Origin of the sequence: Clostridium massiliamazoniense, from assembly GCF_001403635.1 — a bacterium.
Taxonomy (GTDB): Bacteria; Bacillota; Clostridia; order Clostridiales; family Clostridiaceae; genus Sarcina; species Sarcina massiliamazoniense.
Genome location: NZ_LN879466.1, coordinates 411,567 through 424,142 on the forward strand (window position 1 = coordinate 411,567; position 12,576 = coordinate 424,142).

9 protein-coding genes are annotated in these 12,576 nt (G+C 29.2%); all 9 read left to right on the plus strand.

Annotated features, from left to right (window positions below; genetic code table 11):
* Positions 1-57 precede the first annotated feature (57 nt).
* The 9 genes from ARA19_RS02900 (at position 58) to ARA19_RS02940 (ending at position 12,449) form a co-directional block, all read left to right on the plus strand.
* Entirely contained in the window at positions 58-3,189 is a 3,132-nt protein-coding gene (locus tag ARA19_RS02900) for an alpha-mannosidase (RefSeq protein ID WP_055069442.1), read from the plus strand.
* Between the two features lie 389 nt (positions 3,190-3,578).
* Positions 3,579-5,429: a beta-N-acetylhexosaminidase gene (locus ARA19_RS02905; RefSeq protein WP_055069443.1), complete on the plus strand. Its 1,851-nt coding sequence runs from the start codon at positions 3,579-3,581 to the stop codon at positions 5,427-5,429.
* A gap of 151 nt (positions 5,430-5,580) precedes the next feature.
* Positions 5,581-7,026, plus strand: coding sequence for an ABC transporter substrate-binding protein (locus ARA19_RS02910; RefSeq protein ID WP_197276566.1), 1,446 nt, complete (start codon positions 5,581-5,583; stop codon positions 7,024-7,026).
* 91 nt (positions 7,027-7,117) lie between these two features.
* Complete coding sequence (locus ARA19_RS02915) at positions 7,118-8,008, plus strand: ROK family protein (protein ID WP_055069445.1); 891 nt, start codon at positions 7,118-7,120, stop codon at positions 8,006-8,008.
* 55 nt (positions 8,009-8,063) lie between these two features.
* Positions 8,064-8,546 (plus strand): hypothetical protein, encoded by a 483-nt coding sequence (locus tag ARA19_RS02920; protein ID WP_055069446.1) that lies wholly within the window; start codon positions 8,064-8,066, stop codon positions 8,544-8,546.
* 20 nt (positions 8,547-8,566) lie between these two features.
* Positions 8,567-9,673, plus strand: a complete 1,107-nt coding sequence (locus ARA19_RS02925; RefSeq protein ID WP_055069447.1) for an ABC transporter ATP-binding protein — start codon at positions 8,567-8,569, stop codon at positions 9,671-9,673.
* Between the two features lie 16 nt (positions 9,674-9,689).
* Positions 9,690-10,631, plus strand: coding sequence for an ROK family protein (locus tag ARA19_RS02930; RefSeq protein WP_055069448.1), 942 nt, complete (start codon positions 9,690-9,692; stop codon positions 10,629-10,631).
* A gap of 199 nt (positions 10,632-10,830) precedes the next feature.
* Positions 10,831-11,814: an acyltransferase family protein gene (locus tag ARA19_RS02935; RefSeq protein WP_055069449.1), complete on the plus strand. Its 984-nt coding sequence runs from the start codon at positions 10,831-10,833 to the stop codon at positions 11,812-11,814.
* Positions 11,815-11,819: 5 nt separating this feature from the next.
* Complete coding sequence (locus ARA19_RS02940) at positions 11,820-12,449, plus strand: SGNH/GDSL hydrolase family protein (protein WP_055069450.1); 630 nt, start codon at positions 11,820-11,822, stop codon at positions 12,447-12,449.
* The last annotated feature ends 127 nt before the right edge of the window (positions 12,450-12,576 follow it).

The following is a 12,576-nucleotide window of genomic DNA, read 5'->3' on the forward strand; positions in this document are numbered from 1 at the left end:
GAAAGTTAGTTAATTAATTAAAATAGACTAGGTGAATAAAGAAAGGTAAGGGTGTTTATGTATTATTTATTAGAAAGAATTGATAAAATTTGTGGAGAACTTTCAAAGCATGTATATAGAGATCAAATAAATTTAGAGGATTACAAATATATAGATGGAAATTACCATAATATTGATTTAATAAAAAATGCGCCAGCTGATGGATGGAGAGAGTTTAAAACAGGTGACTTATGGGGTGGAAGAGACTGTCATGGATGGTTTAAATGTTCAGTAGAAGTTCCTGAAAATTTTGCAGGTGAGACTATAGCTTTAAATTTTCATACTTTTGAAGAAGGTTGGGATGCTACAAATCCTCAGTTCATTCTATATGTTAATGGGGAGCAAATTCAAGGAGTTGATATAAATCATAGAGAAATAATATTAACTCATGATGCTGTACCAGGAACTAAATATGATATAGATTTACATGCTTATGCTGGAATGCTTGCAGATAAAAAAGCTACATTACATGGAAAATTAGTTGTAATAGATATGGAAGCAAGAGAGCTTTACTGGAACTTAAAAGTACCTGTAGATGTTTGTAAAGAATTAGATAAAGATGATAAAAACAGAATAGACATGATAACTGTTTTAAATGAAGGTGTAAACCTAATTGATTTAAGAAGACCTAAGTCAAAGGAATATGATGAAAGCTTAAAGGTAGCAAATAAATATTTAATGGAAGAATTCTATGGTAAACTTTGTGGACATGAAGATGTAATAGCAACTTGTGTTGGACATACTCATATAGATGTAGCTTGGTTATGGACTGTAGCACAAACTAGAGAAAAAGTTGCAAGAAGTTTTTCAACTGTATTAAAGCTGATGGAAGAGTATCCTGAGTATGTATTTATGTCATCTCAACCACAATTATATAAATTCTTAAAGGAAGACCATCCTGGAATCTATGAGAAGGTTAAGAAAAAAGTAGAAGAAGGTGTTTGGGAACCAGAAGGAGCAATGTGGCTTGAGGCTGATTGTAACGTAACATCAGGAGAATCATTAGTTAGACAAATAATGCATGGGAAGAAATTTTTCAAAGAAGAGTTTAATGTAGATAATAAAATATTATGGTTACCAGATGTATTTGGTTATTCAGCAGCAATACCTCAATTATTAAAGAAATCAGATGTTGATTATTTCATGACAACTAAAATTGCTTGGAACCAATTTAATAAGATTCCAAATGATACATTTATGTGGGAAGGTATAGATGGGTCAGAGGTGTTAACTCACTTTATAACTGCAACAGTACCAGGGCAAGATAGAGAATCTCATTTTACAACTTACAATGGACATATTCAACCAGATGCAATAATGGGAGCTTGGAGAAGATACCAAAATAAAAATTTAAATAATGATGTATTAGTTTCCTTTGGATGGGGAGACGGTGGCGGTGGAGCTACTTTAGAGATGCTTGAAAATGGAAGAAGATTAGCAAAGGGTATTCCTGGAGCTCCAAGAGTTAAGATGGGTACATCTTTAGATTACTTTAAGAGATTAGAAGAAAAAGTTGGAGGAAATAAAAAGTTACCTAAGTGGGTAGGTGAATTATACCTTGAGTACCATAGAGGAACTTATACTTCAATGGCAAGAAATAAGAGAGATAACAGAGTATGTGAGAACATGTACACTGCAGCTGAAAAAATTAACTCAATGTCTATGTTACTTGGAAATGAATATCCACAAAAGAGTATTTTTGATTCATGGGAAACTGTTTTATTAAATCAATTCCATGATATAATTCCTGGTTCATCAATTAAAGAAGTTTATGATGTAACAGATGTTGAATATAAAGAATTAATAGGAAATGCTAAAGGATTAATCAATGAAGGATTAGCAAACGTAACTTCAAAGATTAGCTTAAAGGAAAGAAGTGTAGTTGTTTCTAATACATTAGGATTTGAAAGAAGTGATATAGCTACTTTTGATATTCCAGAAGATATAACTAATCCAGCAGTTTTAGATATTAATGGAGAAGAATTAGTATGTCAAAGAATAGAAGGAAATAAAGCAATATTCTTTGCTAAAAATATACCAGCTAATGGACACAAGTCATTTAAGATAATTGAAGCAACTAAAAATGCTGAAGGTGAAATTAAATTAACAACAGAAGAGGCAGAAAATAATTTCTTCAAGATTAAATTTGATGAAAAAGGACAAATACTTTCATTTATTAATAAGAAACTAGATAGAGAATTATTAAAGGATGGCGCTATAGCTAACGAAATTCAAGCTTTCGAAGATAAGCCAATGTGTTTTGATAACTGGGATATAGATATTTATTATAAAGAAAAAATGTGGCCAATTAATGATGTACAAAATATTGAAGTTATTGAAAGAGGACCAGTTAGAAGTACATTAAAGATTGAAAGAAAATTCTTAGAATCAACAATAGTTCAAAAAGTTTATATCTATAATGATTTAGAGAGAGTAGATTTTGATACCTATGCTGATTGGAAGGAAAGAGATATTTTAGTTAAGGCTGCATTCCCAATAGACATTAATGCTAAGGAAGCAACTTATGAAATTCAATATGGTAATGTAACAAGACCTACTCATCAAAATACATCATGGGATGTAGCTAGATTTGAGGTTTGTGGACATAAGTGGGCAGACCTTTCAGAGGGAGACTTTGGTGTATCATTATTAAATAATTGTAAGTATGGACATGACATTAAGGATGGTAATATGAGATTAACATTACTTAAATCAAGTTGTGATCCAAATCCAGATGCTGATAAAGAAGAACATTTCTTCACATACTCAGTTTATAGCCATGAAGGAACTTGGAAAGAAGCTAAAACAGCAAATGAAGCTTATAAGTTAAATACACCTTTATATGCAAAGGTTGAAGAAGCTCATGATGGAGAATTAGAAGATTGCTTAAGTTTAGTTAATGTTAATAAGGAAAATATTATTATAGAAGTTATTAAGAAGGCTGAGGATTCAGATCACTTAGTGGTTAGAATGTATGAATTCCACAATAAGAGAACTAAAGCTACATTAGAATTCTTTAAAGATATAGAAGAAATTCGTGAATGTAACCTAATTGAAAGGGATTTAGAAGAATTAAAGGCTCAAGGAAATAAAGTTGATTTTGAAATAAAACCTTTCGAAATAAAAACTTTCAAGTTTAAATTAAAATAATATAAGACAATAAGAGGGGGCTGGTATTAAATCAGCCCCTTAATTTACATTTGAATGTATTTTTTCATCTGCCGAGATAGCTATATAGGTACAAAATGCTGTGACCATTGAACTAGTATTAGAAGCTCTTTATTTTTGAATAATAGTTTCGTGAAAAAATTTTCACTGTTTGAACAAAGTGAGTTTGGAAATTTTAGAAACTGTTGTAGAAAAAATATTAGAGCTTCTTTACGTAGGTGAGTGGTCACAAATGGTGAACCTATATAGCTAGATAAAAGGTAGAGAGGATGTATCTGTGATTTGATACAGCCCATGTTAATTCTATTAATAAATAAGTTTATATATATATATTAAGAATATAAATTGTAAGTATTAAGGAGAAAAGAGCTATGTATTTAAAACCAGTACCAAGAAAAATTATTATGGAAGAGGAGAGTTTTACTTTAAATTATTATGATTCTATAGTTCTTAGTAGTAAATGTAGTTTTGGAGATTTAGAAACAGCAAAGATTCTTCAGAAAAATATAGAGAAATTATTATTTTTTAAATTAAGTATAAGAAAAGCTTATGAGAAGGATTTTAAGAATAATACCATAAGGTTAATAAAAGAAGAAGGGTTAGGAAAAGAGGAGTATAAGTTAAATATAACAAAAGATTATATTGAAATAATAGGAACAGAAGATGCTGGAATATTTTATGGTGTACAAACTTTAATTCAAATAATAAAAAATCAAGGTGCTAAATTAAATAATTTAAAAATAGAAGATAGTCCTTACTTTAAGAACAGAGGATATTATTACGATATAACAAGAGGAAAGGTACCTACTTTAGAAACTCTTAAGGAGTTAGTAGATAAGTTAGCAAGTTATAAGATAAATCAATTACAGCTTTATATAGAGCATAGCTTTGCCTTTAGTGAATTTACTGAAGTATGGTGCGATAAAGACCCTATAACAGCAGAAGAAATTTTGATTCTAGATGATTATTGTAAGAGAAGATATATAGAATTAGTACCATCAATAGCTATTTTCGGGCATTTATATGAGATTTTAAGAAGTGAAAGTTGTAAAAGGTTTTGTGAATTAGATGTTGATGAAAAGGAATTTTCATTTTTTGATAGAATGGCTCATCATACTATTGATGTTAGTAACAAGGAAAGCTTAGTGTTAATAGAAAAAATGATAGATGAGTTTTTACCTTTGTTTTCATCAAATAAATTTAATATTGGTTGTGATGAGACCTTTGATTTAGGAAAGGGGAAAAGTGCCAAATTACTTAGCGGGATGAGTAGTGGAGAGTTATATGTAGATTTTCTAAATAAAATTATAAATATAGGTAAAAAGCATAATAAGGAAGTTTTATTTTGGGGAGATGTTATTTTAAGATATAAAGATTTATTTAATAAGATAGAAAGTGATATTACATGTCTTAATTGGAATTATTCTCATGAAGCTAGTGAAGATGGTACAAAAATAATTGCTGAAACAGGAATAAATCAGTATGTTTGTCCAGGAGTTGCAGGATGGAATCATTTTATGAATTTAATAGACCAAGGCTACGAAAATATAAGTAGAATGATTTCCTATGGCGTGAAGTATTCAGCTAATGGTGTGCTAACTACAGATTGGGGTGATTATGGACATGTAAACTTTTTTGCTAATTCTATACCTTTGATGATTCATAGTGCAGCTTTAAGTTGGAATCCACATGAAAAAATAAATCAAGAAGAAGATTTTCAGGGAATTTCATTTTTAGAATATAATGATAAATCAAATAGTATTGTAGATATATTAAAGAGGTTATCAAAGTGTCAAAGTATAACTTGGCATGAAGTGGTGAGATGGAAGGAAAAAAGAATAGAAGAAAAAGAATTACTAGAGATTATAGGGGGAGATAATCCAATTAAAATAAGAGAAAATTATTTTATAGCTAGAGATTTAGAAGAGGAGTTAAAGGAGATTTCTTATAAGTTAAATAAAGATAAATCTTTAGATTTCAATGAGTTCTTAATTTCAGCTCAGGGAATAGCTTTAATTAATGATTTTGCTTTACATTTACTTAAAAAAGAGTTTAAAAAGGAAGAAAGTATTCCAGTTAATACTCCTAATGACTTAGCTACTGCAATGGAAACCTGGTTATACAGGTATAAATTACTTTGGAGAAAAAGAAATAAAGAAAGTGAGTTAATTAGAATTGTAGAGGTGGTTAAATACCTTTGTAAATATTTAAGGAGTCTATAAATAAAAAAATCTTATTTTGGGGGGAATTTTTTTATTAAAGTTAAGGAGTTAGATTTAGTCAAGTAAATATGGAAATTGTACACTATAAATGGTTAAATATATATAATATAATCATATTGTAAACGTTATTAAATTAGTGAGAGGGGTAAAAATAATGAAGTTAAAAAAGATAGTTTCATTAGCTACTTGTATGCTATTAGCAACAACAACATTATTAACTGGTTGTGGATCAGATAGTAAAGCCACTGCTAGTAAAGATGGTATAACTACTTTAAAGTGGTATACAATAGGTGGACAACCAAAGGATTATGATAAGGTAATTGCTGAGGCAAATAAATACTTAGGGGAAAAAATAGGTGTTAACCTAGATATGAAATTTATAGATTTTGGTGATTATAGCCAAAAGATGTCCGTTATAGTTAACTCAGGTGAGGATTATGACTTAGCATTTACTTGTTCATGGGCTGGAGATTATTTAGGGAATTCTAGAAAAGGTGCATTCCTTGAATTAGATCCATATTTAGATACTGTAGGTAAAGAAATGAAGGCTGCAATCGATCAGAGATTCTGGGATGGTGCTAAAATTGATGGAAAAACTTATGCTGTTCCAACACAAAAGGAGTTAGGGGTATCTCCAATGTGGGCATTTACTAAGGAATATGTAGATAAATACAATATACCTGTAAATGAGATTCATAGTTTAGAAGACTTAGAGCCATGGTTAAAACTTATAAAAGAGAAGGAACCAAATGTAGTTCCATTATATATAACAAAAGGTTTCTCATTTACTACTTTCTTTGATCAATTAGTTGATCCAGTAGGAATATCTTTAGATGATAATGGTGAATTAAAAGTTAAAAATATGTTTGAAACACCAGAAATGAAGAAAACTTTAGAAACTTTAAGAAAGTACTATAAAGCTGGATATATAAATTCAGATTCTGCAACAACTCAAGATGATAAATCAGTTAAGAGATTTGTAACTAAAGGAGATGGACAACCATACGCTGATCAAATATGGAGTGAAACTTTAAAATACCCAGTTGTTACAAGTACTATAACAGATACTTGGATAACAAACGGTTCAACTACAGGTTCAATGATTGCAGTTTCAGCTAATTCTAAAAACAAAGAAAAAGCTATAGAGTTCTTAAATCTATTAAATACAGATAAAGAAATAAGAAATCTTCTTAACTATGGTATAGAAGGAACTCACTATGAAAAAGTTAGTGAAAATAAAATTAAGTTAATTAATAAACAAGGTTATGATGTACCTTATTTCTCATTAGGAAACTTATTTATAACTTATGTAACTGAAAATGAACCAGAAACTAAGTGGGATGAATTCAAAAAATTCAATGATGAAGCTAAGTTATCACCAGCTTTAGGATTTAAATTTAACTCTCAAAAAGTTACTACAGAAATAGCAGCAGTAAATAATGTTTTAGAAGAATTCAAAGCTACTCTTTACAGTGGTTCAGTTGATATAGATGACTATTTAGGAAAATTAAATACTAAGTTAAAAGCACAAGGACTAGATAAGATTGTTGCAGAAATGCAAAGTCAAATAGATGCATGGAAAGCTAGTAATAAATAATTTAAATTAATCAATAATTCAGGGGCTGGTTTATACAGCCCCATTTTATAAGAAATTTACTTAATTAATAGAATTTGAGGAGGAACAGGTCATGATAGCTTGTATAGATATTGGTGGAACAGCAATAAAAGTTGGAGTTTTAGATTTAGAAGGAAATATAATTTGTAGAGATTCTTTAGAAGTGAATCATGAATTGGAAGGATTTACTAAAAGTTTATTAGGGTGGATTGAAGAAGTTAGAAAAGAACACAACATAAAAGGAGTAGCAATAAGTTCTCCAGGAGCAGTAGATACAAAAGTAGGTGTAGTTGATGGAGCAAGTGCGGTGCCTTGTATTCATGGACCTAATTGGAAGGAAATTATAGGCGATGCTACTGGATTACCAGTGAGTATTGAAAATGATGCAAATTGTGCAGCTTTAGCTGAAAGTTTCAGTGGTTCAGGAAAAGAAATAGAAGATGTTTTATTTTTAGTATGTGGAACAGGAATTGGTGGAGCAATAGTTAAAAATGGAAGAATTCATCATGGAAAACATCTTCATGGTGGAGAATTTGGCTATATGTTAATGGAAGAGAATGATGGAAAGTTTTCAATATTTAGTGAAGTAGGTTCAACAATGTCCTTTGTAAGAAAGGCAAGGGCTCATTTTCAAGATGAAAGTTTTGATGGAAAAAAGGTATTTGAAATGGCTAAAGCAGGGGATGAATTTTGTATAGAGATAATAGATAGATTTTATTTGAATATGGCAAAGGGAATATTTAATCTTCAATATATTTATGATCCAGAATTAATTTTAATTGGTGGAGCTATATCAGAGAGAGAAGATTTTATAGATAGAATTAATGAAAAAATAGATTACCTAATGGAAAAAATAGATATTGCAAAAGTAAGACCTATAATAGGAACTTGTATGCATAAGAAGGATGCAAATCTTGTAGGAGCATTAGCTAATTTCTTAGGTGAATATAAAGTAGAAAATTAATACAACTATTATAAATTTAGAAGTATATTAAATAAATTATAGGAATGGTGATAGGATGGATTGTTTTTATGAGCAATTTCTAGGAAGGGATTATGGTGTCAAAGCAAAAAGATTTGAACTATTAAGAGAGACTTTAATTATGGCAGCAATGTTAGGTTCTGTATTTGTTGGAGTAGCTTTTGGACTTGTAGTATTTTTCCTATATCTTATTCTTGGTGTTGTAGGAAAAAATATATTTTTAGAATATGAATATGAATTAACTGAAGATGAGCTTGTTATAAGTAAAATATTAAATAAAAAAGCTAGAAAGAAAATAGCTACAATAAATATAAATGAAGTTGTTGATGTAACTAAAGGGGATGTGGCAGTAAAGCAGGGTGCTAAAATAATTAATGCATCTTTTAAAGAAGATAAAGCTAATAAACAAATAATTTATATAAATAAAAGTGGGAATTTAGTTGGATTCAGAGTTTCTATGGATAGCAAGTTAATATATAACTGCAAGAGGATAAATAGATTAAGTTTCAATAATTTATAGAAATATGGGGGAATAGAAGAATGGCAGGATTACTTTTAAAGAATATAACCAAACAATATGACAATGGATTTAAGGCAGTAAATGATTTTAATTTAGAAATTAATGATAGAGAATTTATAGTATTTGTTGGTCCATCGGGATGTGGTAAGTCAACAACATTAAGAATGATAGCAGGTCTTGAAGAAATATCAGATGGGGAACTTTATATTGGTGATAGATTAGTAAATGATATTGAACCTAAGGAAAGAGATATAGCAATGGTTTTCCAGAATTATGCTTTATATCCTCACATGACTGTTTATGATAATATGGCATTTGCTTTAAAACTTAGAAAAACTCCAAAGGATGAAATTGATAAGAAGGTTAGAGAAGCAGCAAAAATATTAGATATGGAACATCTTTTAGATAGAAAGCCAAAGGCTTTATCAGGAGGACAAAGACAAAGGGTTGCTATGGGAAGAGCTATTGTAAGACATCCAAAGGTGTTCTTAATGGATGAGCCTTTATCAAACCTTGATGCTAAGTTAAGAGTTCAAATGAGAACAGAAATAGCAAAATTATATTCAAAATTAAAAACAACATTTATATATGTTACCCATGACCAAACAGAGGCTATGACTTTAGGTTCAAGAATAGTAGTTATGAAGGATGGGGTTGCTCAACAAATTGCTACACCAAAGGAAATATATAATAATCCAGCTAATCTTTTTGTTGCTACATTTATAGGAAGCCCTCAAATGAATATTTTATATGGTGAGACTATATCAAGAGATGGAAAAATATACTTAAAGGTATTAAATAAAGAAGTTGAACTTACTAAGGAACAAGCAAGAAAATTAAGAGCAAATGGATATGAAAATAAAGAAGTTTTAGTTGGAATTAGACCAGAAAATATAAGTTGTAAAAAAGAAGATATAGAAGCTTCAGATGTAGTATTTAAAGAAAAAATAGATGTTTCAGAAAATCTAGGAGCAGAAACATTCTTACATTTAAATATTGATGGAAGAAATGTCATAATCAAAACTACAACTACTGATGGCTTAGATGCTTTATCTGAAATTGAATTTGTTTTAGATACTTCAAGAATTCATATCTTTGATAAAGAAGAACAATTTACAGTGATTTAATTATTTGGAGGGGAATATGGAGAATTTATATATTGGAGTGGACTTAGGTGGAACAAAAATTTATACAGCTCTAGGAGATAATTTAGGAAATATAATAAGTGAAGAAGTAGTTCCAACAGAGGCTAATAAAGGACCAGAGCAAATAATAGAAAAGATAATTAAGTCTATAAAAAATGTATCTAAGGCTATAGATATGAGCAAAATAAAAGCTATAGGCATAGGTTCACCAGGACCATTAGATGTGAAAAATGGAATTATTGTATGTCCACCTAATCTACCAATAAGAAACTTTAATGTAGTGGAAGCTATAAAAAGAGAATTTGAAATTCCAACTTTCTTAGATAATGATGCTAATGCAGCAACTTTAGGAGAATATATTTTTGGGGCAGGTAAAGGGACAGATAATATGGTTTATATAACAGCTAGCACTGGCGTTGGTGGAGGAGCCATATTAAATGGAAAAATATATAGAGGAAGTACATCAAATGCCTTAGAAGTTGGACATACTACTGTAGAACCAAAGGGAAGAAAATGTGGATGTGGTAATGCAGGTTGTGTAGAGTCTATGAGCTCAGGAATATATATTGAGAAAATGGCTAATGATTCCTTAAGTAAAGAAAAAGAAACCTCATTAAAAAATTATGAAAAAGTTACAGCAAAAGAGGTATTCATTGAAGCAGAAAATGGTGATGAGGAAGCAAAGAATATTCTTTCAGAAACATTATCTTATTTAGGAATAGCTGTAGCTAACTGTGCAAATATTTTTGATCCAGATAAAATAGTCATTGGTGGAGGAATAACTAAGGGTGGTAAAACTGTATTTACAAAAATTGATGAAGTAATGCAGGAACGTTGTTTAAAACCAATACTTGAAAACTGTAAAGTGGAAAAGGCCTTATTAGGAGAAAAAGCAGGTGTAATAGGAGCTGTTGCACTAGCTATGGTTGAAAGTAAATAAAAAGTAAGTCATGTAAGGATGTATCTGAGGTTCTGATACATCCTTATTTTAATATTATTTATTTGAATTAAGTTTACTTTATAACTTTGGTATATTTCCTTATATTACGAATATGTATAGTAATATTTATATTTTAATAATAAGTAAAATCTGAAAAATGGAATAAACTATACATAGAAAAAACAAAGGTGGTAAAAGTTTGAGCAATTTAAGGAGAAATGTTTTATTAGATAATTTAAAAGGGATATTGATTTTTTTAGTGGTGTTTGGGCATTCTATGGAATTAATGAGGGATGATTTTATTACAGCTAGGATTATATATATTTTCATATATTTATTTCATATGCCTGTTTTTGTATTTATATCAGGGTATTTTTCTAAAAATATAATTAAAGGAAGAAATACAGCAGTGAAGTCTCTTTTAATGATATTTTTATTTTTTAATACAATTTGGAATACTATAGCATTACTATCTGGGAAGATAGATGTTTTTTCATTTTTAATTCCCGGATGGGCTTTATGGTATATATTAAGTATGTTTTTTTGGAAGATGATGCTTCCAGATTTATTGAAGATAAAGAGAGTATTTATACTAAGTTTGATTTTTGGAGTTATTGCAAGGCTATTTAGTGATTTTGGAACTATGATGTCACTTTCTAGAACTATAACATTCTTACCTTTCTTTTTAGCTGGATATTTTTCAAGTGATATTGAGATTAGAAAAATAAAAAATGATAGTAAAGTAGTTTCAATAATAATATTAATTATAGTTGGGATTTTTGCGATATTTTTAGGTGTATCAAAGGTTATACCTACAGAGCTTCTATGGGTAGATAGACCTTATAATAGCTTTGATATGGGTACTATACCTAGCATAATTTCTTCTGTGGTATCTTATATAATTGGTTTTACATCTATTTATGCATTAATAAATTTAGCACCAACAAGAGAGTGTGCTTTAAGTAAAATAGGAAGAAATACATTTCCAGTTTATATACTTCATACTTATTTAGTTGTTTTATTAATAGGTGCAAGTTCAATAATACCATTTTACGAATTAAAGCTATTGGTAGCTTTTCTTGGATCCTTAGTAATAACATTTATTTTATCGAGAGATTATGTATGTGATAAATTCAATAAATTTATTAAAAATCTAACTTCAATGGTAGCAAAGGGGAAATGATAAATATGATAGAACATAATAAAGGATATAGAATATTATTTCAAGGGGATAGTATAACCTATGCTAATAGAATAAAAATGATAAAATCTAGCTTAGGTATAGGATATTGTTCAATAATAGGAAAATATATAAAAAATAATTATGGTGAAAAGATAACTTGTCTTAATAAAGGAATATATGGTGATACAACCACAAGACTTAAGAAAAGATGGATTAAAGATTCCATAGAAATAAATCCAGATACATTGTCTCTTCTTATAGGCATAAATGATTGTTGGAGAAGGTATGATAGAGGGATTATAACACCAGTTGAACAATTTAAGGAAAATTATGAATATATATTGAAACAAAGTACTGAAAGTAATAAAAATTTATCTCTAATAATATTAAGTCCTTTTCTAATTCCCCTTAGTAGAAGACAAGAAGAGTGGTTTGAAGATTTAAATCCAAAAATAGAAGTAGTTGAGGATTTGGCTAATAAATATAATGCAACTTATATTCCCTTAAATGATATGTTTAGGGAAATTGTAAGTAATGGGACTAATGCTAGAATTCTAACTAGAGATGGAGTTCATCCAACTCAAGAGGGGCATAAAATAATCGCTAAAGCTTGGATAAAAGCTATGGATATATAATATGGTTGAAGGCAAATAAAAAGTGATTATATAAGAAGATAGTTATTCAATAATTTATATCTAATTTATATTTTTTTATAAAAAATTACTATAATGAGATTGAGTATGAGAGCTATTTCAAAATATA

Bases quoted from the DNA above. Each gene is read 5' to 3' on its own strand.
- ARA19_RS02900 (WP_055069442.1), top strand. From the start codon at position 58: ATGTATTATTTATTAGAAAGAATTGATAAAATTTGTGGAGAACTTTCA.
- ARA19_RS02905 (WP_055069443.1), top strand. From the start codon at position 3,579: ATGTATTTAAAACCAGTACCAAGAAAAATTATTATGGAAGAGGAGAGT.
- ARA19_RS02915 (WP_055069445.1), top strand. From the start codon at position 7,118: ATGATAGCTTGTATAGATATTGGTGGAACAGCAATAAAAGTTGGAGTT.
- ARA19_RS02920 (WP_055069446.1), top strand. From the start codon at position 8,064: ATGGATTGTTTTTATGAGCAATTTCTAGGAAGGGATTATGGTGTCAAA.
- ARA19_RS02925 (WP_055069447.1), top strand. From the start codon at position 8,567: ATGGCAGGATTACTTTTAAAGAATATAACCAAACAATATGACAATGGA.
- ARA19_RS02930 (WP_055069448.1), top strand. From the start codon at position 9,690: ATGGAGAATTTATATATTGGAGTGGACTTAGGTGGAACAAAAATTTAT.
- ARA19_RS02940 (WP_055069450.1), top strand. From the start codon at position 11,820: ATGATAGAACATAATAAAGGATATAGAATATTATTTCAAGGGGATAGT.